The sequence below is a fragment of the Blastococcus sp. KM273128 genome, from assembly GCF_021698975.1.
Lineage (GTDB): Bacteria > Actinomycetota > Actinomycetes > Mycobacteriales > Geodermatophilaceae > Blastococcus.
In genome coordinates this window covers 1-21,951 of the sequence record NZ_SSXA01000011.1, presented here as the reverse complement: position 1 = coordinate 21,951, position 21,951 = coordinate 1, and the positions used below count along the sequence as shown (strand labels likewise).

Sequence of the window (21,951 nt, the reverse complement as noted above, 5' to 3'; positions counted from 1 at the left end):
CCGAGCGAGGTGACGTGCTGGAACGGCCACGCTTCAGGGGCCCGCGCCGAGCGAGGTGACGTGCTGGAACGGCCACGCTTCAGGGGCCCGCGCCGAGCGGAGCGAGGCGTGGGGGGAAGCGTGGTCCTCTTACTGGCCGTCGGTGCGGCCGCGGACCTCGGCGTAGCGCTCCCGCACGTGGGTCGCCGCGGGGGCGTCGAACTCCTGCAGCCCCGGCTGCGGCCACTCCGGCGGGGTGTCCGCCCCGGAGAGCACCCAGGCGGCCTGCCGCGCGGCGCCGTCGGCGACGTACTCGCCGGGCGGCGGGACGAGGACCGGCCTGCCGAAGATCCCGGGCGCGAGCTGCTGCACGGCAGCCGAGCGGGCGGCCCCGCCGATGAGCATCACCCGCTGCACGTCGACCCCCTGTGCGACGACGGCCTCGATGCCGTCGGCCAGCCCGCACAGCAGCCCCTCGACGGCGGCGCGGGCCCAGTGCGCCGGCGTCGAGGTGCGCAGGGTGAGGCCGTGCACCGAGCCGGTGGCGTGGGGGAGGTTCGGCGTCCGCTCGCCCTCCAGGTAGGGCACCAGCACCAGGCCGTCGGCGCCGGAGGGGGCGGAGAGCGCCAGGTCCGAGAGGGTGGCGTGGTCGACGCCGAGCAGCGCGGCGGCGGCGTCCAGCACGCGTGCGGCGTTGAGCGTGGCGACCAGCGGGAGGTGGTTGCCGGTGGCGTCGGCGAACCCGGCCACGGTTCCGGTGACGTCGGCGACGGCGGTCGGCGTCACCGCGGAGACGACGCCGGAGGTACCGATGGAGACGACGACGTCGCCCGGTCGCGCCGCGAGGCCGAGCGCCGCGGCGGCGTTGTCGCCGGTGCCGGGGCCGAGGGCGGCGCGGCCGCCGGCGAGGGTGCCGACGCGCTCGGCCGGACCGGCGACGCGGGGCACGGCCGGACGCCGGCCGCGCATCGCGCGCTCGAGCAGGTCGAGGCGGTACTCGCCGGTGCGCGCCGACCAGTAGGCGGTGCCGCTGGCGTCCCCGCGGTCGGTGACCAGCGCGCCGAGGTCGCGGTCGGCCTGCAGCCGCCAGGTCAGCCAGTCGTGCGGCAGGCAGACGGCGGCGGTGCGGTCGGCGTTGCCGGGTTCGGCGTCGGCCAGCCAGCGCAGCTTGGTCGCGGTGAACGAGGCGACCGGCACCAGGCCGACGGCGTCGGCCCAGGCGCGGCGGCCGGCGTCCTCGTCGCCGTCGCCGAGCTCGCGGATCAGGTCGGCTGCGGCGGGCGCCGAGCGGACGTCGTTCCACAGCAGCGCGTCGCGCACCACCTCGCCCCGCTCGTCGAGGCACACCATCCCGTGCTGCTGGCCGCCGACGGCGAGGGCGTCGACGTCGTCGAGCCCGCCGGCCTCTGCGGCCGCGGTCCGGAAGGCCTCCTCCCACGCCCGGGGGTCGACGGCGGTGCCCTCCGGGTGCGGCGCCCGCCCGGAGCGGACGAGCTCGCCGGTCTCCGCGTCGCGGACGACGACCTTGCACGCCTGCGTCGAGGTGTCGACGCCCGCCACGAGGGTCATCGGACCTGCTCCGGGCCCTGGCCGGCGGGACGGGCGGTGGACGGGGGTGCGGACAGGGGCGTCATGGGAAGGGGACCTTAGGCCGCCCGTCCCGCCGGCGCCGGGTGGAGGGGGGCGGGGAGCAGTGGCGGTCCGCCTTGACCGCCCGACCGGGGACCCCTAATTTGTTTGCGCAACCGACAAATCGGGTGGGGAGGTGGGCATGGGCGAGGTGCCGTCGCTGTACGACGGGTCGTCCGAGCGTCGCGCCCCGGCCGACCAGGCCACGGTGCGCCGCACCAACCTCGGGCTCGTCCTGCGGCACCTCCGGGACCACGGCCCGCGCTCCCGCGCCCGCATCGCCCAGGAGACCGGCCTGAACAAGACGACGGTCTCCAGCCTCGTCGCCGAGCTCGCCGACCGCCGGCTGGTCACCACCGGCGAGGTCGACCGCGCCGGGTCGGTGGGCCGCCCCGGGCTGACCGTGCACCTGGACGGCGGCTGCGTCTGCGGCATCGGCGTCGAGCTCAACGTCGACTACGCCGCGGTGCTCGTGCTCGACCTGCGCGGCGAGGTGCTGTTCGAGCAGCGGCTCGCGCTCGACCTGCCCACCCTCGGCGCCGAGCGGACCCTCGACGCGGTCGCCGGGCTGGTCACCGACGCGGTCGCCGCCGCCGCTGCCACCGGCGCCCGCCCCGCCGGGCTGACCGTGGCGGTCGCCGGGCTGGTCCGCAGCGTCGACGGCGTGGTCACCCTGGCGCCGAACATCGGCTGGCACGACGTCGCGGTGCTCGACGGCCTGCGCACCCGCCTGGGCGCCGACTTCCCGATCCGCGTCGAGAACGACGCCAACCTCTCGGCCATCGCCGAGTGGGCGATGGGCTCGGAGGCGCGCACCCCCGACCTGGTCTACCTGACCGGTGAGGTCGGCGTCGGTGGCGGCGTGATCGTCGCGGGCCGGCTGCTGCGCGGCGCCGGCGGGCTCTCCGGCGAGGTCGGGCACACCTCGCTGGGCGACCCGGATCTCGTCTGCGGCTGCGGCCGGCGGGGCTGCTGGGAGACCGTCGTCGGCATGGCGGCCCTGCTGCGCGCCGCCGCCGACCCGGGCGACCCGGTCGGCGACCCGGCCCGCGACCTGGAGGCCCGCCTGTCGGAGGTGGCCGCCCGCGCCGAGGCCGGTGACGCCCGCACGCTCGCCGCCCTCCGCCAGGTGGGCACCTCGCTGGGCACCGGGGCCGCCGTGCTGATCAACCTGTTCAACCCGCGGGTGGTCATCCTCGGCGGCTACTTCGCGGTGCTGGGCGAGTACCTCATGCCCCCGCTGGTGGCCGAGCTGGAGGCGCGCGTGCTCGGGCCCGGGGTGGCCGGCGCCCGCGTCGTCCTCTCCACGCTGGGCTTCACCGCCGCCGTCCGCGGCGGCGCGCACGTCGCCCTCGAGTCGGTGTTCGACGACCCCACGCTCGTCCCCGTGCCGGAGCTCAGCCCGGCCGGGGCTTCCTGACCGCACCACCCGCAGTCGATCGACCCGGACGGAGATCCCCGCATGACTGACTACACCCCCAGCAAGGACGACAGGTTCAGCTTCGGTCTGTGGACCGTGGGCTGGCAGGGCGTCGACGTCTTCGGCGGCGCCGTCCGCCCCCCGCTGGACCCGGTGGAGGCCGTGCACCGGCTGGCCGAGCTCGGCGCGGCCGCCGTGACCTTCCACGACGACGACCTGGTGCCCGACGACGCCACCCGCGAGGCCACCCTCGAGCGGTTCAAGAAGGCGCTCGCCGAGACCGGCGTCGGCGTGGAGATGGCCACCACCAACCTGTTCGGCGCCCCGGTGTTCAAGGACGGCGGCTTCACCGCCAACGACCGCGCCGTGCGCCGGTACGCGCTGGCCAAGGTGCTGCGCAACGTCGACCTGGCCGCCGAGCTGGGCGCGAAGACGTACGTGCTCTGGGGCGGCCGGGAGGGTGCCGAGTCCGGCGCCACCAAGGACGTCGCCGCCGCGCTGGACCGGTACAAGGAGGGGCTGGACGTCCTCTGCGCCTACGTGCGCGAGAAGGGCTACGACATCCGCTTCGCCCTGGAGCCCAAGCCCAACGAGCCGCGCGGCGACATCCTGCTGCCGACCATCGGCCACTCCATCGCCTTCATCAACGAGCTGGAGGAGCCCTCCCGCGTCGGGCTCAACCCCGAGGTCGGGCACGAGGAGATGGCCGGGCTGAACTTCGCCCAGGGCATCGCGCAGGCGCTGTGGCACGACAAGCTCTTCCACGTCGACCTCAACGGCCAGCACGGCCCGCGCTTCGACCAGGACCTCCGCTTCGGCGCGGGCAACCTGCGCGGCGCCTTCTGGACCGTCGACGCCCTCCTCGGCGCCGGCACCGGCAAGGCCTACGACGGCTACCTGCACTTCGACTACAAGCCGCCGCGGACCGAGGACATCGACGGCGTCTGGGAGACCGCCCGCGCCTGCATGCGCAACTACCTGATCCTGCGGGACAAGGTGCAGGCGTTCCGGGCCGACCCGGAGGTCGCCGAGGCGCTGGAGGCCGCACGCGTGGCCGAGCTCGCCGTCCCCACCCTGGGCGAGGGCGAGTCGCTGGACGCGCTGCGGAACGAGGCGCACGACCCCGAGGCGCTCGGCGCCCGCGGCCTGCAGTTCGAGCGGCTCGACCAGCTCGCGATGGAGCACCTGCTCGGCGTCCGCTGAGCGCAGCCCGCGCGGGCGGGCGGGGACGTCCCCGCCCGCCCGCGCGGGTCAGCGGCGCCGCGGCCGGGCCTCGACGGCGAGCACAGCCAGGACGACGACGGCCGCCAGCTCCACCCAGAACGACTCCCACCACAGCGGCGCCGCGGTGGACTCGACGAAGCCGAACAGGCCCACGGTGGTCGACAGCAGCAGGCCGGCGAGCGTGCCCAGCGCGGTCAGGGCGCCGAGCGCGGCGGCGAGCCACACCAGCCGCCGGGGCGCGACCAGCAGCAGCACCGCCAGCCCGAACCCCGCGATCGCGTTGAGCAGGAACGCCGGTCCGATCACGTCGATGTTCCGGTAGCCGTCGAACCACAGGTCCAGGTGCAGCCAGCCCATCACGGCCAGCAGCACCGCACCGACGAGCCGCAACGCCCACGTCAGCGCCCCGGCCCGTCGCTCCGGGGTGGTCGCAGTCATCACGAGACCTCCACGCTGACCTCCATGCCCATCGCCCGGTGGTTGCCCACGGAGCAGTAGAAGACGTAGGTGCCCGGCTCGAGGTCCACCGTGAGGGTCTCCGACTGGCCCGGTTGCAGGACCGCCGTTCCGGTGACGTCCTCGCCGTCGCGCTCGACGATGAAGTCGTGGCTCGCGTCGCCCTGGTTGGTGACGGCGAACTCGTAGGTGCCGGCCGAGTAGCTGTCCTCGTCGAGTTCGATCGCGAAGTCGACGAGCTGCGCCTCGACCGTCTCCGCCTCCTGCTCGCCGGACGGCGAGGACGCAGGGGACGACGTCGTGGTCTCCGCGGCGGCGGGCGGTGACGACTCCGTCGTGACCTCGGCCGTGGCCTCGGTGTCAGGGTCGTCGGAGCCGCAGCCGGTGACGACCAGCGCCAGGCCGGTGAGGGCGACGGCGAGGCGGCGGGCCGCGGGGCGGGTCTTCCAGGAGCGCACGGGGGACCTCCTCGGGGCGACCGCCGGCGGCGGCGGTCGTGGGACCGCGATCCTGGGGCCGGCCCCCCGGCGGCGGAAGGGGTTCCCGCGCGCCGGTCAGCCGTCCGTCGCGCCGTCGACGGGCGTGATCACCCGATCGCACCAAGTGACGACCGTGCCGAGGAGTTCCGCATCCACGGGGCGCCTCAGCTCCCGCCGGTAGGCGCTCAGCGACGCCGGGCCGGGCTGCCGGCGCAGCGTGTGCGTGAGGTCGGGGACGAGGTGGGTCTCCACCGGTCCGCGCACGGCTGCCGCGATGGTCTCCAGGTCCGCCGGCCGCGCCTGCAGGTCCTTCGCGCCGGTGACCGCCAGCACCGGCACCTCGATGCGGCGCAGGTCCTCCCGCGGGTCGTGCGCCAGGAACTCGCGGTGCCACCGGGCGTTGATGCGCGCGCCGCCGATCCGCGCCACGTCGGTGGTCGTGGCCTTGATCCGCCGGTGGTTGGCCGCGACCTTCGACTCCAGGTCGGTGCGGAGCAGGCGGAGCACGAACCGCACCGGGGCGGGGAGCGTCGGGGTGATCTGCCGGGCCTGCCACCGCAGGAGCTCCTCGCCGGGGCCGGCGCTCATCGCGAGCAGCACCAGACCGCGGACGGGCGCACCCCGGGCGGCGAGCGCGGCGGCGAGGATCGCCCCCTCGCTGTGGCCGGCCAGCAGCACGCGGCCGGCGTCCACCTCCGGCCGGGCGCGGAGCGCGTCGAGGGCGGCGCCGAGGTCGTCGACGTTGTCGTGCAGCCCGGCGGTGCGCCAGTCGCCGGGGCTGCCGCCGACGCCGCGCTTGTCGTACCGCAGCGAGGCGATCCCGGCGCCGGCGAGGGCGGAGGCCAGCTGGCGGGCCACGTCGAACCGTGCGCGGCGGTGGTTGGAGTCCCGGTCGATCGGGCCGGAGCCCGACGCCAGCAGCACGGCGGGTACCGGCTGCGGCGCGTCGGGGAGGGTCAGCGTGCCGGCCAGCCGGGCGGCGCCGGGGACCTGGACGTCGATGTCGCGCACGTCAGCGGGCCCGGCTGAGCGAGTCGGCCACGGCCGCGGCGTCCTCGGTGCCGACGAGCAGCGTGTCGAACCGCTGCCCCCGGAGGCGGATGCGCACGGCGGGCTGGCCGCGCCGCACGCAGACCAGCATCCGCTCACCGGGGCGGCGCCAGGTGCCGATCTTCCGGATGCCGGGCAGCGCCAACCCCGGGGCGCGCAGCCCACGGGTCGCCTCGACGGCGTCGTCCACCACCTCCACCTGCGCGACCGCGCTGCGCGGCACGGCGACGTCGCGCAGCAGACCGGCGATCTTCTCGCCGGGGGTGAGGTGGACCGAGAGCGTCGAGGGCGTCAGTTGCAGCGTGGCCATGCCGTCACTATTCTCAACTTTGAGACTGTTGTCAATCATGAGAACGGTGGTCGCGTGAACTCGGTCGACCTGCTGCTGCACCCGGTCCGGCTCCGCGTGGTGCAGGCGTTCCTCGGGGACCGCACCCTCACCACGGGGGAGCTGCGGTCCGCGCTGCCCGACGTGCCGGTCGCGTCGCTCTACCGGCACGTCGGGGTGCTGGCCGACGCGGGCGTGCTCGAGGTGGTGGGGGAGCGGAAGGTCCGCGGCGCCTCGGAGCGCAGCTACCGCCTGGTGCTCGAGGCGGCGGACGTGCCGGCCGAGGAGCTCGCCGCCCTGCCGGCCGAGGACCACCGGCGCGCGTTCACCGCGTTCGTCGCCGCGCTCCTGGCCGACTTCGACCGCTACCTCGACCGCGGGGAGCCCGACCTGGCGCGCGACGGCGTCGGCTACCGCCAGGTGGGGCTGTGGCTGACGGACGAGGAGTTCGCGGACTTCCTGGCCGACCTGCGCGGGGTGCTGCAGCGGCGGCTGGCCAACCGGCCCGGCGACGGCCGCCGGCGCCGGCTGGTCGGCCTGGTGAACCTCCCGGGGGACGACGCCTGACGCTCCCCGGCGTCGTCGCCCCGGCCGGGTGTCAGGGGTCGAGCCGCTTGCGCGCCTTCACGGCCCGCTTGCTGGCCTTGTCGAGCACCTTGCCGGCCCGGCGCACCCGCCGCTCCTGGCGGTCGACGGTGCCGCGCACCAGCAGGCCGATGCCGATGCCCAGCAGCCAGCTGTCCTTGGCGATGGACAGGCCCTGCTCGGTGGGCGCGAGGCTCCCCTCCTTCCGCATGCCGGGCGTCTTCAGGTAGAGGCCCAGCAGGCCGCCGGAGAAGGCGGTGAGCGCGGCCCCCGCGACGGCGGTGGGCACGAACGGGGTGAGCAGGGCGGCGCCGATGGCGATCTCCGCCGTCGACAGGGCCTTGGCGAACTGCTGCGGCGGGACGTTGCCGAGGAAGGGGTAGGTCCCGGCGGCGAAGCCGTGCATGCCGGCCGCGGCCTCCTCGTCGGCGCCGCGCTTGCCGAGGCCGCTGTTGAGGATGAAGGCGCCGGCGGAGATCCGGGGGGCGATCTCGGACAGGGTGATGGGCAGGCCCATGGGTGCGCACCTCTCGGGTTCGGGGGCTGGTCCAGTGCTCAACCAGCGTGCCCCGTCCGCGGGGCGTCAACCCTGGATGCCCCCGCCGTCGTCGCCCCGTCGGTCGACGTCCGCCGGGGTGGGGCGCCTCACGTGCCACTATGGCGGCGTGGCGTCCACCTCTGCCTCGGCCGGCGTGCTGCTGCGCCACGTGCGCACCGGCCGCGCGCGCAGCCGTGCGGACCTCGTCGCGCTCACCGGGGCGTCGCGGAACACGGTCAGCGCGCGTGTCGACCAGCTGATCGCGGCGAACCTCCTGGAGGAGGGTGGCCGGGGCTGGAGCACCGGGGGGCGTCCGCCGACGCTGCTGCAGTTCAACAGCCGCGCCGGTTGCGTGCTCGCCGTCGACCTCGGGGCGAGCAGCGTCGACGTCGCCGTCACCGACCTGTCCGCCTCGATCCTGACCACCGTCGGGCACCCGATCGACATCGCCGACGGCCCCGGCCCGGTGCTGGCCGAGGTGGACCGGCTGGCGCAGAAGGTGCTGGCCGACGCCGGCCTGACCCCGGCCGACGTGTGCGCCGTGGGCGTCGGTGTGCCCGGGCCGGTGGAGTTCTCGACCGGCCGGCCGTCGCACCCGCCGATCATGCCCGGCTGGCACGACTACCCGGTGCCGAGCGCCTTCGGGCGGTACGAGTGCCCCGTCTACGTCGACAACGACGTCAACGTCATGGCGCTGGGCGAGATCGGGATCGCGGGCTCGTCGCAGGACCTGCTGGTCGTGAAGGTCGGCACCGGCATCGGCTGCGGCGTGATCGTCGACGGTCGCGTCTACCGCGGGGCCCAGGGCAGCGCGGGCGACATCGGGCACATCCACGTCGCCCAGCCCGACGGGCGCACCGTCGCCTGCCGCTGCGGGCAGGAGAACTGCCTCGAGGCGATCGCCGGTGGCGGGGCGCTGCTGCGCGACGCGGTGGCGGCCGGCCTGCCCGTGGAGACGGTGCGCGAGGTGGTGCGGCTGGCCGCCGAGGGCAACGGTGTCGCGCTGGAGCTGGTGCGCGGCGCGGGGCGCACGATCGGCACGGTGCTCGCGGCGCTGGTCAACTTCTTCAACCCGCACCGCATCGTGATGACCGGCGGCGTCGCCCAGGCCGGCGTCCCGCTGCTCGCCGGCATCCGGGAGGCGGTGTACCGGCGGTCCATGCCGCTGGCCGCCCGTGCGCTGGAGATCACCGTCAGCGAGGCGCCCGACCTCTCCGGTCGCGTCGGCGCCGCCCTCATGGCCGTCGAGGAATTCCTCGACGAGGACTCCGTGGACGCCCTGGCCAGGTAAGGCCCCGCTCGCGCCGGGTGGGCCCCGGAGGGCTCTGCCGGGGACAGGCTGCACGGTCGCGCCGAGCGGGGCCCGGAGGGCTCCGCGCAGGCGCGACGCAACGGCTCCACGCCGGTCGGGACGGCACCTGGCCGCGGTGCGGTCCGGAGGACCGCGGTGTCTTCGCCGGTCTCGGTTCGGTAACCGCTGCCCGACGAGCTTGACCCGCTGTGATGCCCCCCATATGTTGCTGCGTCAACAGACTAATGGTCAATGGTGAGCAAAAGTCTCCGGAGGTGGCGACGTGGCCGGTGCACCAGGTGCACGGGGCAGGGACGGCGAGGGTGCGCCGCTGCTGGCGATGCACGGGATCGTCAAGACGTTCCCGGGGGTGCGGGCGCTCGACGGCGTCGACCTCGACGTCCGCGCCGGCGAGGTGCACTGCCTGCTCGGGCAGAACGGTGCGGGCAAGTCGACCCTGATCAAGGTGCTCGCCGGGGCCCACCAGCCCGACGGCGGGCGGATCGAGTGGCGGGGCGAGCCGGTCTCCCTGACCAACCCGCAGGCGGCCATGAAGCACGGGATCGCCACCATCTACCAGGAGCTCGACCTGGTCGCGGGCCTCACCGTGGCCGACAACATCTTCCTCGGCCGCGAGCGGTCCCGCTTCGGGCTGGCCCGGCCGGCACCGGCGAACGAGGCCGCCGGCGAGCTGCTGACCCGGCTCGGTCACCCGGAGATCCGGCCCACCGCCGAGGTCGGCTCGCTGCCGGCCGCCGCGCAGCAGATGGTCAGCATCGCCCGGGCGCTCTCCCAGGACGCGAAGCTGATCGTCATGGACGAGCCCTCGGCCGTCCTCGACAACGAAGAGGTCCAGCACCTGTTCGAGGTGATCCGGGATCTCACCCGCGACGGCGTCGCGGTCGTCTACATCTCCCACCGCCTGGAGGAGATCCGCGAGGTCGGCGACCGGATCACCGTGCTCAAGGACGGGCGCACCGTGGCCACCGGGCTGCCGGTCCGCGACACCTCCACCCGCCAGGTGATCGAGCTGATGACCGGCCGCGACATCGAGTACGTGTTCCCCGAGCGCCGGGCCGTCGCCGCCGCGGAGCCGCTGCTGTCGGTGCGGGACCTCAGCCTCCGCGGCACCTTCCAGGGGGTGTCCTTCGACGTCCGCCCGGGGGAGGTCGTCGGCCTGGCCGGCCTCGTGGGCTCGGGGCGGTCGGAGATCCTGGAGACCATCTACGGCGCACGCCGGGCCACCGGCGGCACCGTCTCGGTGGCGGGCGAGCGGCTGCGCCCTGGCCGGGTCGCCGCCGCGGTCGCCGCCGGCGTCGGGCTCGCGCCCGAGGAGCGCAAGAGCCAGGCGCTGCTCCTCGGCGACGCCGTCTACCGCAACATGAGCATCGCCAGCCTGGCCCGGTTCGCCCGTGGCGGGTTCCTCTCCGGCAGCAACGAGAAGGACGCCGCGCGCGAGCAGGCGCAGGCCCTCGACGTCCGCCCGGGCGACGTCACCCGCGAGGTGCGGACGCTGTCGGGCGGCAACCAGCAGAAGGTCGTCCTCGCCCGCTGGCTGCTGCGCGACTGCCGCGTGCTGCTCCTCGACGAGCCGACCCGCGGCGTCGACGTCGGCGCCCGCTCGGAGATCTACGCGCTGATCCGCGAACTGGCCGACCGCGGGGTCGCCGTCGTCGTGGTCTCCAGCGAGATCCCCGAGGTGCTGGGCCTGGCCGACCGGGTCCTGGTGATCTCCGACGGATCGGTCGTCGCCGAGCGACCGGCCGACGCGCTCGACGAGCACGCCGTGCTCGACCTCGTCATGGAGGGATCGGTCGGCCCGCGCCAGCGCGGCGACCGGCAGCAGCCCACCGCACAGCAGCACGAAGGGGACGTGGCATGACCGGCAGCACCGCGACGACCGGGGGGGCGGGCGCACCCGCGACGTCGAAGGGCCGCGCGCCCGAGGGGACGAACGGCAAGGGGCCGGGCTTCCTGGCCGGGCCGGCCGGGCGCCTGCTCGGCCTGGTCGTGGCCCTCGGCCTGCTCTGCATCGTCGGCGCCGTCACCGCGCCCGAACGCTTCGTCGACATCGACAACGTCCTCACGATCCTGCGGCTGGCCGCCGTCGTCGGTGTGGTCAGCATCGGCATGACGTTCGTGATCATCGGCGGCGGCATCGACCTGTCGGTCGGCGCGCTGGTCGCGCTGTCGTCGATCTGGGCCACGACGCTGGCCACCCAGGCGATGGCCGAGGACTTCCACTGGATCGTCATGGTGTTCACCGCGGTGGCGGTGGGCGCCGGGGCGGGGCTGATCAACGGCATCGTCATCGCCTACGGGCGGATCGTCGCCTTCATCGCCACCCTGGCCATGCTCGTCTCCGCCCGCGGTCTGGCCGAGATCATCGCCAACCGCCGCACCCAGATCGTGCAGGACCGGGACTTCCTCGCCTTCTTCACCGGCGACGTCCTCGGCATCCCGATGCTGGTGATCATCTGGGCCCTGGTGTCGGTCGCCGGCTGGGTGCTGCTCAACCGCACCACGTTCGGCCGGCACACCTTCGCCGTCGGCGGCAACGCCGAGGCCGCCCGGCTGGCCGGCATCCGCGTGCAGTGGCACACCCTCAAGCTCTACGTGCTCTCCGGCGTGACCTGCGGCATCGGCGCGGTGCTGCTCATGGCGCGGACGACGACCGGCAGCTCCACCCACGGCACGCTCCTCGAGCTCGAGGTGATCGCCGCCGTGGTCATCGGCGGCACCCTGCTCACCGGTGGCCGCGGCACGATCGTCGGCACCGTCCTGGGCGTGCTGATCTTCGTCACGCTCGGCAACGTCTTCACGCTGAACAACCTGTCCAGCTCGGTCCAGAACGTCGCGCGGGGCGTGATCATCGTGCTCGCCGTCCTGCTGCAGACCCGGCTGGCCGAGGGGGGCGGCTCCGGCTGGCTGTCCCGCCTGCGCTCCGGCCGGGGCGAGTCGTCGTCCGGGGGACCGGTCGCCGGGGGCACCCCGGCCGGCGCCGTGGCCGGCGGTACGAGCGCATCCGGCGCCCCCGGCGGCGACCGGCCCGGCGCCACCCACTGACCTGCTCCACCCCACCGTCCCACCGGCGACCCGCCGGAGAACGCACCCCGAGGAGAGAGAAATGTCTGCAGCGAGGCAGCGTCCCTACCGTCGCATGATGTCCACCGCGGTCGCCCTGGCCGGCGCGACCGTGCTCGTCGCGGGCTGCACCAGCAACGAGCCCGAGCCCTCCGCCTCCGGGGGCGACGGCGGCGGGAACGCGGCCGCCAGCTCGAACGACGAGACCGGCGAGACCGTCCGGATCGGGTTCTCCGCGCCGGCGGCGGACCACGGCTGGATGGCCGGCATCTCGGAGGCGGCGCAGGACGCGGCCGGCGAGTACGAGGACATCGACCTGATCATCGCCGAGGGCACGAACGACGTCAGCACGCAGATCAGCCAGGTCGAGACCTTCATCAACGAGGGCGTCGACGCGATCGTGCTGCTGCCCTTCGACGGCGCCGCGATGACCCCGGTCGCGCTGCAGGCGATGGAGGCCGGCATCCCGGTCATCAACGTCGACCGGGAGTTCAGCAGCCCGTTCGCCGCCCGCGCCACCATCCTGGGCGACAACTACGGCATGGGCGTCTCCGCCGGCACCTACATCTGCGAGCAGGTCGGCGACAACCCCGACGCCGTCGTCGCCGAGATCGCCGGCATCGACTCCCTGCCGCTGACCCAGGACCGCAGCCAGGGCTTCGCCGACGCGCTCGCCGACTGCGGTCTGGACGTCGACAACCGCGTCGCGGCGGACTTCACCGTCGAGGGGGGCGAGGAGGCCGCGGCCAACCTGCTCCAGGCCGCGCCGCAGATCGACGCCCTGTGGAACCACGACGACGACCAGGGCGTCGGCGTGCTGGCCGCGATCGCCAACGCCGGTCGCGACGAGTTCGTGATGGTCGGCGGCGCCGGCTCGGCGAACGCCATGCGCGAGATCCAGTCGGGTGACTCGGTCCTGCAGGCGACCGTCATCTACCCGCACACCCAGGCCGCCGACGGCATCCGCCTGGCCCGCCTCATCGCCCAGGGCAAGTCGATGTCGGACCTGGTCTCGCCCGAGGTCCCGCGCGAGATCGTGCTCAACGCCCCCGTCGTCACCTCGGAGAACGTCGAGGACTACATCGACCGCGCGTTCGAGTCCTGATCCGTCGGCGCGGCAGGGGAGCGCCCGCGTTCCCCTGCCGCGCCATCCCCGCTCCGGAGTTGCACATGACCCCCACCCTGGGCATCGGGCTGGTCGGCTACGCGTTCATGGGCGCGGCCCACTCGCACGCCTGGCGCACCGCCCCCCATTTCTTCGACCTGCCGCTGCGGCCGGAGCTGGCCGTGCTGGCCGGCCGCGATCCCGCCAAGGTGGCCGCGGCCGCCGGCCGGCTGGGCTGGCGCGGCACCGAGACCGACTGGCGCCGGCTGGTCGAGCGCGATGACGTCGACCTGGTCGATGTCTGCACTCCCGGGAACACCCACGCCGAGATCGCGATCGCCGCGCTGGAGGCCGGCAAGCACGTGCTGTGCGAGAAGCCGCTGGCCAACAGCGTCGCCGAGGCCGAGGCGATGGCCGAGGCCGCGGCGAAGGCGGCGGCCCGCGGGGTGCGGTCGATGGTGGGTTTCACCTACCGGCGGGTGCCGGCGGTCGCGCTGGCCCGCAAGCTGGTCGCCGACGGGCGGCTGGGCGAGATCCGGCACGTGCGGGCGCAGTACCTGCAGGACTGGATCGCCGACCCGGCGGCGCCGATGTCGTGGCGGCTGGAGAAGGACAAGGCCGGTTCCGGGGCGCTGGGCGACATCGGGGCGCACGTGATCGACCTGACCCAGCACATCACCGGGCAGGCGATCACCGGCGTCAGCGCGACGCTGGAGACGTTCGTGACCGAGCGGCCGCTGCCGACCGAGACCGGCAAGCTGGGCGGGGTCGGCGGCTCGGGGACGGGCCGGGTCACCGTGGATGACGCCGCGGTGTTCCTCGGGCGGTTCACCGGTGGGGCGCTGGCGGTCTTCGAGGCCACCCGGTTCGCGCTGGGCCGCAAGAACGGCATCCGCATCGAGATCAACGGGTCCCGGGGCAGTCTGGCGTTCGACTTCGAGGACATGAACGTGCTGCAGTTCTTCGACGGCGACGAGCCCGCCGAGACCGCCGGTTTCCGCCGGATCATCGTCACCGAGCCCGAGCACCCCTACGTGGGCGCCTGGTGGCCGGCCGGGCACGGGCTGGGCTACGAGCACGGCTTCACCCACCAGGTCGTGGACCTGGTCACCGCCATCGCCGCGGGCCAGGACCCGGCGCCGTCGTTCGCCGACGGCCTGCAGGTGCAGCGGGTGCTCGACGCCGTCGAGCGCAGCGCCTCGGACAGCTCGCGCTGGACCCCGATCGAAGACGAAGGACCCCGTCCTCCCCACCGCTCGCAGGCTCGCGGCGGTGCCCTGGACGGAGCCGCACCGCAGATCGAACTACGAGAGGACCACCGCTGATGCCCCGTCCCGTCACCCTCTTCACCGGCCAGTGGGCCGACCTGCCCTTCGAGGAGGTGGCCCGGCTGGCCTCCGGCTGGGGCTACGACGGCCTGGAGATCGCCTGCTGGGGTGACCACCTCGACGTCGAGCGGGCCGCGAACGACGACGCCTACGTGGCCGAGAAGCTGGACCTGCTGAAGCGGCACGACCTGCAGGTCTTCGCGATCTCCAACCACCTCAACGGCCAGGCGGTCTGCGACGACCCGATCGACGAGCGCCACCGCGGCATGGTGAATGCCCGCGTGTGGGGCGACGGCGAGCCCGAGGGCGTGCGGCAGCGGGCCGCCGAGGAGATGAAGCTGACCGCCCGCGCCGCGGCCAAGCTCGGCGTGAAGACCGTCGTCGGCTTCACCGGCAGCAAGATCTGGAAGACCGTCGCGATGTTCCCGCCGGTGCCGGAGTCGATGATCGCCGACGGCTACGCCGACTTCGCCGACCGGTGGAACCCGATCCTCGACGTCTTCGACGAGGTCGGGGTGCGCTTCGCCCACGAGGTGCACCCCTCGGAGATCGCCTACGACTACTGGACCACCGTCGCCGCGCTGGAGGCCATCGGGCACCGGGAGGCGTTCGGGCTGAACTGGGACCCGAGCCACTTCGTGTGGCAGGACCTGGACCCGGTCGGCTTCCTCTGGGACTTCAAAAACCGCATCTACCACGTCGACTGCAAGGACGCCAAGCGCCAGGTCGGCAACGGCCGCAACGGCCGGATGGGCTCCCACCTGCCCTGGGCCGACCCGCGGCGCGGCTGGGACTTCGTCTCCACCGGGCACGGCGACGTCCCCTGGGAGGCCTGCTTCCGGATGCTCAACACCATCGGCTACGACGGGCCCATCTCCGTGGAGTGGGAGGACGCCGGCATGGACCGCCTGGTCGGCGCCCCCGAGGCCCTGGAATTCGTGCGCCGGCTGGCCTTCGACCCGCCGTCGGCCGCCTTCGACGCCGCCTTCTCCAGCGGCAGCTAGCACGCCGGGGCGGCCGGAGACGTCCGGCGGCCCCGGTGGCACGGTGTCGACTCGTCGTCATGTCGTCCGGCTGACATGACGACGAGTCGACATCCGACGACGGATCAGCGGCAGACTGCGCCCCCACCGCACTCCGGGAGGGCGGCTCCACGGACGACGCCGAGAGCTACGACGAGTCGATGGCTCTACCGGCGCACTGGGTGTCGGCCTGTGGTCGTCTCGATCCAGTCGAGACGACCACAGGCCGACGGTCGACGAGGGGTCAGCGGCCCCGGCGGGAGCGGGCGCTGAACGAGGCGGCCGACGTCGTGCCGGCCCGGGCGGCGAGCTCGGCGCGGGTGCGCGCCGGGCCGCTCGCGCGGCCGGAGCCCGACCCGCCGCCGCGCACCGACGAGCCGGCCGGCTTGGCCGAGGCCGAGCCGGAACCCGAGCCGCCGCGTCGACGCCGGCCACCACCGCCGCCCTGCGGCTGCGGCTCCGGCGCGGGCGCCGGCTCCACGTAGGGCGCCTCCGGGCCGGTGAGCTCCGCGATCGCCGGGGAGCCCGGCCGCACCTGGCTGATCACCGGGGTGATCCCGGCCTGGCGGGTCAAGGTGCGCACCTCGCCGACCATGTCGGGGGTGGTGATGGTGACGACGGTGCCGCCGGCGCCGGCCCGGGCGGTGCGGCCCGACCGGTGCAGGTAGGCCTTGTGCTCGGTCGGCGGGTCGACGTGCACCACCAGCGCGACGTCGTCGACGTGGATGCCGCGGGCGGCGATGTCGGTCGCGCAGAGCACGCGGGACGAGCCGTCGCTGAACGCCTGCAGGTTGCGCTCGCGGGCGTTCTGGCTGAGGTTGCCGTGCAGGTCGACGGCGGGGATCCCGGCCGCCGTGAGCTGCCTGGCCAGCTTCTTCGCCTGGTGCTTGGTGCGCGTGAACAGCACGCTGCGGCCCAGGCCCGAGGCGAGCTGCCGCACGACCTCGCCCTTGTCGGCGGTGGGCACGTGGAAGACGTGGTGGGTCATGGTGCTGACCGGGGCGACCGCCGGGTCGACCGAGTGCGTGACCGGGCTGCTCAGGTACCGCTTGACCAGCACGTCGACGCCGTTGTCCAGGGTCGCGGAGAACAGCAGCCGCTGGCCGGTCTTCGGCGTGCGGTCCATCAGCCGCTTCACGCCGGGCAGGAAGCCCAGGTCGGCCATGTGGTCGGCCTCGTCGAGGACGGTGATCTCCACGCCGCCGAGGTCGCAGTGCCCCTGGCCGATGAGGTCCTCGAGCCGGCCCGGGCAGGCGATGACGACGTCGACACCCTTCGCCAGCGCCTGCACCTGCGGGTTCTGCCCGACGCCGCCGAAGATCGTGGTGGCGTTCATGCCGAGCGCGCGGGCCAGCGGGTCGACGACGGCGAACACCTGGTTGGCCAGCTCGCGGGTCGGCACCAGCACCAGCGCGCGCGGGCGGCGGGGCTGGCGGCGGCTGTCGGAGGCGGCCAGCCGGGCGACCAGCGGGATGGAGAAGGCCAGGGTCTTGCCCGAGCCGGTGCGCCCGCGGCCCAGGACGTCGCGGCCGCCGAGGCTGTCGGGCAGCGTCGCGACCTGGATGGGGAACGGCGCGGTGATCCCGCTGGCCGAGAGCACCTCGACCATCGGGGCCGGGACGCCGAGGGCGTCGAAGGTGGTGTCGGTCGGCAGGACGGTGGCCTCCGCCCCGACCGGGACGACGGGCGCCGCCGCGGGGACGGCGGCCGGGGCCTGCGCGGTGGTCTGCTGCTCGCCGGCGGGGCGGGCGCCGTTGCCCCGGCCGCGACCGCCACGGCGCCGGCGCGGGCGCCCGTCGGCGGCGGGGGTGGACGGGGTGGTGTTCTGCGAAGTCATCGGTTCCTCGGAGCTCGAGCGGCCGCACGAGCACCTCGGCACGGACGAGCGGCGCACCTGCTCGCGGGCAGGGCGGGCTCGCATCGTCGGCGAGACGTCGGTCAGCCTGGCGCGCCTCGGTGGCGCTGCCTGGGCCCGACGTCGATTCCTGCCGCTCCGGATGAGCGAGGGCGGCGCCGGTACACCCCACTCAACCAGACGCGACCCCCGCGTGGTCCCACCGGGAGGGAGTGTCAGGTCACATCGGGTGAGCGCGCGGACCCCGGCAAGCGGCGAAAAGTGCACAAATGGCCGGGAGGTTCAGTCGACGGCGGCGAGGGCGGGGTCGGGCGTCCGGCCCAGGACCAGGTCGGCGGCCCGCTCCGCGATCATGATCGTCGGCGCGTTGGTGTTGCCGCGGACCAGCGTCGGCATCACCGAGGCGTCGGCCACCCGCAGCCCCTCGATCCCGCGCACCCGCAGCTGCGGGTCGACGACGGCGAGCTCGTCGGTGCCCATCCGGCACGAGGACACCGGGTGGTACAGCGACTCGAGGGTGTCGCGCACCTTCTGCCGCAGCGCCTCGCGCCCCTGGACGCGTGGTCCCGGGGACCACTCCTCGCCCAGCACGGCGGCGAGCGGGCCCACCCCGGCGATCTCCCGCGCCTTCTCCACCCCGCTGACCAGCGCGTCGAGGTCGCGCTCGTCGGTGAGGTAGCCGGCGTCGATGGCCGGTGCCCACGTCGGGTCGGCCGAGCGCAGCCGCACCGAACCCCGCGACTGCACGTGCACCAGCACGACGGCCGAGGTGAACGCCTCGGCGTCGGGGTCGACCTCCGCCTGCCGCCAGAACTTGACCGGCAGGAAGTGCAGCTGCAGGTCGGGCTCGGCGAGCTCCGGGTTCGAGCGGGTGAACAGCCCCGCCTCGGCGAGGTTGGAGGTCAGCGGGCCGCGGCCGGTCGCCTTCCACCGCGCCAGGTTGAGCGGCGTCTCGGCCAGCCGCAGCGATCGGCCGGAGCGGACGTGCCAGATGACCGGCACGAGCGGGTGGTCCTGCAGGCCGGCGCCCACCCCCGGCAGGTCGTGCACGACGTCGACACCGACCTCCCGCAGGTGGTCGGCCGGGCCGATGCCGGAGAGCATGAGCAGCTGCGGGGAGTTGACCGCGCCGCCGGAGAGCACCACCTCGCGGGTGGCGCGGACCGTGCGCACCTCACCGCCGCAGCGGTACTCGACGCCGGTGGCCCGCCCGCCCTCGACGAGCACCCGGGTGGTCAGCGCCCCCGTCCGCACGGTCAGGTTGGGCCGGCCCGCGGCGGGGTGCAGGTAGGCGTCGGCGGCCGACCAGCGGCGCCCGCGCTTCTGCGTCACCTGGTACTGGCCGACGCCCTCCTGCGCGGCGCCGTTGAAGTCGGGGTTGCGCGGGTAGCCGGCAGCGACCGCCGACTCGACCACTGCCGTGGTCCACGGGTGCGGCGAGCGCAGGTCCTCGACGCGCAGCGGACCGCCCACCCCGTGCCACGCGTCGGCGCCGCGGGCGTTGTCCTCCATCCGCTTGAACAGCGGCAGCACCGAGTCGTAGGACCAGGCGTCGTCCCCGGTGAGCTGCGCCCACTCGTCGTAGTCGGCGCGCGCCCCGCGGACGTAGATCATCGCGTTGATCGACGACGAGCCGCCCAGCAGCTTGCCGCGCGGCCAGAACAGCTTCCGGCCGCCCAGGCCCGGCTGCTCGTCGGTCGTGTAGTTCCAGTCGTGCCGGGTGCGCCAGACCTTGTAGAGCCCCGCGGGGATCTTCACCTCGAGCACCGAGTCGGGGCCGCCGGCCTCCAGCACGAGCACCCGCAGCGACGGGTCCTCGCTGAGCCGGCCGGCCAGCGCGCTGCCGGCCGATCCGGCGCCGACGACGACGACGTCGTACTCGTCGGCGAGCACGTCCTCGCGGGCGCTCACCGGTGCCGCCCGTGGACCATGCCCATGACCCGGGCCAGCGCGTCGGCGGCGTTCGCGGGACGCCCGAAGCTCATCAGGTTGACCGGCAGCGGCACCCGCTGGCGGGTGATGGCCTTGGCGCGGGTGAACTCCTTCAGCCCGTCCTCGCCGTGGATGCGGCCGAAGCCCGAGTCGCCCACCCCGCCGAAGGGCAGGGCGGGCACCGAGGCGAAGGTGAGCACCGAGTTGATCGACGTCATGCCGCTGCGCATCCGGCGGGCGAGGTCCATCGCCTTCTCCTTGGAGGCGGAGAAGATCGAGCCGGCCAGCCCGTAGGTGGTGTCGTTGGCCCGGGCGAGCGCCTCCTCGGCGTCGCGCACGCGGGTGATGGTCAGCGTGGGGCCGAAGGTCTCCTCCTTGATGGCGGGGGAGTCCTCGGGCACGTCGAGCAGCACGGTCGGCGCGACGTACCCCTCGCCGGGGAACGCCTCGGCCGAGGGGCCGCCGGTGACCACCCGTGCGCCCGCGGCCTCGGCGTCGGCGACGTGCCGGCGCACCACGTCGATCTGCGAGGGCATGGTCATGGGGCCGTAGGTGGCGTCGCCGTCGGCACCGGGCCGCAGGTTGCGCACCTGGGTGGTGACCGCCTCGACGAAGCGGTCGTAGACCGCCTCGGTGGCGTACACCCGCTCGATGCCGATGCAGGTCTGGCCGCCGTTGCTCATCGCGCCCCACACGGCGGCGTCGGCCGCGGCCGCGACGTCGGCGTCGTCGTCGACGATCATCGCGTCCTTGCCCCCGAGCTCCATGAGCACCGGGGTGAGCGTCTCGGCGCACGCGGCCATGACCTTCTTCCCGGTCGCGGCCGACCCGGTGAACGCCAGCTTGTCGACCGGCACCCGGCATAGCGCCGCGCCGGTGGCGCCGTAGCCGGTGACGACCTGGAACGCGTCGGCGCTGTCGGGGACGGCGGCGCGCCAGGCGGCGGCCAGCCACGCGCCGACGGCGGGCGTGTGCTCGGAGGGCTTGAAGACGACGGCGTTGCCGGCGGCCAGCGCGTAGGCGATCGACCCCATCGGCGTGAAGACCGGGTAGTTCCACGGGCCGATGACGCCGACGACGCCCAGCGGCTGGTACTCCAGGTAGGCGGCGTGGTTGGCCGCGAGCAGGCCGGGGCTGACCCGGCGCGGGCCGAGCGCCTTGCGCGCGTGGCCGGCCGCCCAGGCCAGGTGGTCGACGGCCAGGGTGATCTCGAGGATGGCGTCGGCGTGCGGCTTGCCGTTCTCGCGGTGCACCAGGTCGGCGAGCTCGTGCATGCGGCGGGCGAGGTAGCCGCGGTAGGCCGAGAGCCGCTGCTTGCGCCCGTCGAAGCCCAGTGCCGCCCACTGCCGGGCGGCGGCGCGGGCGCGGGCGACGGTCGCCCCGACGGCGGCCTCGTCGTGCACGGGGAAGACGCCGACGACGGCACCGCTGGCCGGTGCGGTCGACTCGAAGGTCTCCGTGGTGGCGTGCCGGTCGACCGTTCCCGCGGCGGAGCCGGTGACCGTGTCCAACTGCTCGGCGAGCGACATGTGGCGCACGTTACCCGCGGGTCACAGGCAACGGGGCGGGGGTTCGCCCGGTCGGGGACCGGTTGCTCAGGCGCCGCCGTCGACGACCGCCCAGGCGGTCTTCGCGCCCGGCTCGGTGAACCAGCCGTGCGCCGCCGAGAGGTCGGCCACGAGGTAGAGCCCGAAGCCCCCCAGGCCGGGATCGCGGCCCTCCGCCGGCGCGGGCGGGACGTCGACCGCGGCGTCCCGGACGGCGATCAGCCACCGGTCCCCGTCGCGTCCGAGGACCGCCGCGACCGGGGCCCCGCCGTGGCGCAGCGCGTTCGAGGTGAGCTCGTCGGCGATCAGGACCAGCCGCTCGGACCAGTGGTCGCGCTCGGGCTCGGCGACGGTGCGGCTGCCGGTGGTCGACCGGCGGAGGCGGGCCCGCAGCGCGGCCAGTTCCGCCAGGGAGGTCAGCTCCTGGCACCACACCTCGGGGAACGGTCGCGGCGGTCGCGCGGCCTGCCAGATCCCCACCGGTCACCGCCTCCCCGCGCCGGCGCTGCTCACCGGTCGTGGCGCCACCCGTGCCCGTTCCGGAGGGTCGTGAATCCTCGTCTCACCCTCGAGTGGGGGTCGCGCTGGGAGGGCGGCACCCGGCGGCCGGGCGCGTCGTCACCGCCCGCCCGCGGCCCCACCGGGAACGGGTAGGGCCGCGGACCGGCGGGTGCCCGGGCTCAGCTGCCCCAGCGGGGGATGGCGGCGGCCCCCGGCGCGTGGCCGTGGGTCGACGGCCGGCCACCGGACCGGTGGTGGCCGGTGCCGGCGGCCCCGGGCGCCGGCGCCACCGACTGCCAGCAGCGGAACAGCGACAGCCACCGCTCGGCGGTCAGCTCGACCGGCCGGGTGGTGGGCGGCAGGCCCTCCTGGCGGAGCCAGCGGACACCGGCGGTCCCGGGCAGCTGGGCGCGCAGGAGCGCACCCAGCGGGGCCGACGGCGAGGCGAGGACGGCGTGGGCCAGCCGGTCGAACGCCACGGTCTCGCCCTCGGGGAGCGCGGTGCGGGCGTCGGCGGCCGGGCCGGCGGGGACAGGGGTGCTGCGTGACACGGGGTGCCTCCACGGAGGTGCGGTGCGGCGCGTCCCGCGGGCACGGG

Annotated in this window: 20 protein-coding genes; 9 read left to right on the top strand and 11 right to left on the bottom strand. The window is 74.8% G+C overall.

Translation table 11 applies throughout. From position 1 onward, the window contains the following. Positions 1–129 precede the first annotated feature (129 nt). Positions 130–1,548, bottom strand: a complete 1,419-nt coding sequence (locus tag E9529_RS05270) for a xylulokinase (RefSeq protein WP_236830070.1) — start codon at positions 1,546–1,548, stop codon at positions 130–132. Positions 1,549–1,750: 202 nt separating this feature from the next. Between E9529_RS05270 and E9529_RS05265 the strand changes: the two genes are divergently transcribed. Both E9529_RS05265 and xylA read left to right on the top strand, forming a co-directional pair. Further along, positions 1,751–3,028 (top strand): ROK family transcriptional regulator, encoded by a 1,278-nt coding sequence (locus tag E9529_RS05265; RefSeq protein ID WP_236830069.1) that lies wholly within the window; start codon positions 1,751–1,753, stop codon positions 3,026–3,028. 42 nt (positions 3,029–3,070) lie between these two features. Beyond that, a complete protein-coding gene (gene xylA / locus E9529_RS05260) occupies positions 3,071–4,231 on the top strand; it encodes a xylose isomerase (protein ID WP_236830068.1) in 1,161 nt (386 codons plus the stop codon). A gap of 48 nt (positions 4,232–4,279) precedes the next feature. On the opposite strand, the gene E9529_RS05255 is transcribed toward xylA, so the two are convergent. The 4 genes from E9529_RS05255 to E9529_RS05240 form a co-directional block, all read right to left on the bottom strand. After that, on the bottom strand, positions 4,280–4,690 hold the full coding sequence (locus E9529_RS05255) for a hypothetical protein (protein WP_236830066.1): 411 nt from the start codon (positions 4,688–4,690) through the stop codon (positions 4,280–4,282). Then, positions 4,690–5,166, bottom strand: a complete 477-nt coding sequence (locus E9529_RS05250; protein ID WP_236830064.1) for a plastocyanin/azurin family copper-binding protein — start codon at positions 5,164–5,166, stop codon at positions 4,690–4,692. The genes E9529_RS05255 and E9529_RS05250 overlap by 1 nt, the downstream gene beginning before the upstream one ends. Positions 5,167–5,262: 96 nt before the next feature. Next, positions 5,263–6,198 (bottom strand): S9 family peptidase, encoded by a 936-nt coding sequence (locus E9529_RS05245; protein WP_236830063.1) that lies wholly within the window; start codon positions 6,196–6,198, stop codon positions 5,263–5,265. Position 6,199: 1 nt separating this feature from the next. After that, positions 6,200–6,547 carry a hypothetical protein gene (locus tag E9529_RS05240; RefSeq protein ID WP_236830062.1) on the bottom strand — a complete coding sequence of 116 codons (348 nt, stop codon included), beginning with the start codon at positions 6,545–6,547 and terminating at the stop codon, positions 6,200–6,202. A gap of 54 nt (positions 6,548–6,601) precedes the next feature. Between E9529_RS05240 and E9529_RS05235 the strand changes: the two genes are divergently transcribed. After that, complete coding sequence (locus E9529_RS05235; protein ID WP_236830061.1) at positions 6,602–7,132, top strand: helix-turn-helix domain-containing protein; 531 nt, start codon at positions 6,602–6,604, stop codon at positions 7,130–7,132. A gap of 31 nt (positions 7,133–7,163) precedes the next feature. Here E9529_RS05235 and E9529_RS05230 read toward each other — a convergent pair whose 3' ends face one another. Beyond that, complete coding sequence (locus E9529_RS05230) at positions 7,164–7,667, bottom strand: hypothetical protein (RefSeq protein ID WP_236830060.1); 504 nt, start codon at positions 7,665–7,667, stop codon at positions 7,164–7,166. A 148-nt stretch (positions 7,668–7,815) separates the two neighbouring features. Between E9529_RS05230 and E9529_RS05225 the strand changes: the two genes are divergently transcribed. From E9529_RS05225 to E9529_RS05200, 6 genes are all read left to right on the top strand, one after another. Beyond that, positions 7,816–8,979, top strand: coding sequence for an ROK family protein (locus tag E9529_RS05225; RefSeq protein ID WP_236830059.1), 1,164 nt, complete (start codon positions 7,816–7,818; stop codon positions 8,977–8,979). A 283-nt stretch (positions 8,980–9,262) separates the two neighbouring features. Next, entirely contained in the window at positions 9,263–10,861 is a 1,599-nt protein-coding gene (locus E9529_RS05220) for a sugar ABC transporter ATP-binding protein (protein WP_236830058.1), read from the top strand. Beyond that, positions 10,858–12,045 (top strand): ABC transporter permease, encoded by a 1,188-nt coding sequence (locus E9529_RS05215; protein ID WP_236830057.1) that lies wholly within the window; start codon positions 10,858–10,860, stop codon positions 12,043–12,045. Before E9529_RS05220 ends, E9529_RS05215 begins: the two co-directional genes overlap by 4 nt. A 97-nt stretch (positions 12,046–12,142) precedes the next feature. Further along, entirely contained in the window at positions 12,143–13,168 is a 1,026-nt protein-coding gene (locus E9529_RS05210) for a substrate-binding domain-containing protein (protein WP_236830056.1), read from the top strand. 65 nt (positions 13,169–13,233) lie between these two features. Next, positions 13,234–14,493, top strand: a complete 1,260-nt coding sequence (locus E9529_RS05205; RefSeq protein ID WP_236830055.1) for a Gfo/Idh/MocA family protein — start codon at positions 13,234–13,236, stop codon at positions 14,491–14,493. Further along, entirely contained in the window at positions 14,493–15,500 is a 1,008-nt protein-coding gene (locus E9529_RS05200; RefSeq protein ID WP_236830054.1) for a sugar phosphate isomerase/epimerase, read from the top strand. The genes E9529_RS05205 and E9529_RS05200 overlap by 1 nt, the downstream gene beginning before the upstream one ends. Before the next feature lie 262 nt (positions 15,501–15,762). On the opposite strand, the gene E9529_RS05195 is transcribed toward E9529_RS05200, so the two are convergent. The 5 genes from E9529_RS05195 to E9529_RS05175 all read right to left on the bottom strand — a co-directional run bounded on the left by E9529_RS05195 (position 15,763) and on the right by E9529_RS05175 (position 21,904). Then, positions 15,763–17,355: a DEAD/DEAH box helicase gene (locus E9529_RS05195; protein WP_236830053.1), complete on the bottom strand. Its 1,593-nt coding sequence runs from the start codon at positions 17,353–17,355 to the stop codon at positions 15,763–15,765. Positions 17,356–17,655: 300 nt separating this feature from the next. After that, entirely contained in the window at positions 17,656–19,284 is a 1,629-nt protein-coding gene (locus tag E9529_RS22570) for a GMC family oxidoreductase (RefSeq protein ID WP_236830052.1), read from the bottom strand. Continuing rightward, positions 19,281–20,834 carry an aldehyde dehydrogenase family protein gene (locus E9529_RS05185; protein WP_236830051.1) on the bottom strand — a complete coding sequence of 518 codons (1,554 nt, stop codon included), beginning with the start codon at positions 20,832–20,834 and terminating at the stop codon, positions 19,281–19,283. Before E9529_RS05185 ends, E9529_RS22570 begins: the two co-directional genes overlap by 4 nt. A gap of 66 nt (positions 20,835–20,900) precedes the next feature. After that, entirely contained in the window at positions 20,901–21,332 is a 432-nt protein-coding gene (locus E9529_RS05180) for an ATP-binding protein (RefSeq protein ID WP_236830050.1), read from the bottom strand. Positions 21,333–21,532: 200 nt separating this feature from the next. Continuing rightward, positions 21,533–21,904: a hypothetical protein gene (locus E9529_RS05175; protein WP_236830049.1), complete on the bottom strand. Its 372-nt coding sequence runs from the start codon at positions 21,902–21,904 to the stop codon at positions 21,533–21,535. Positions 21,905–21,951: the final 47 nt, after the last annotated feature.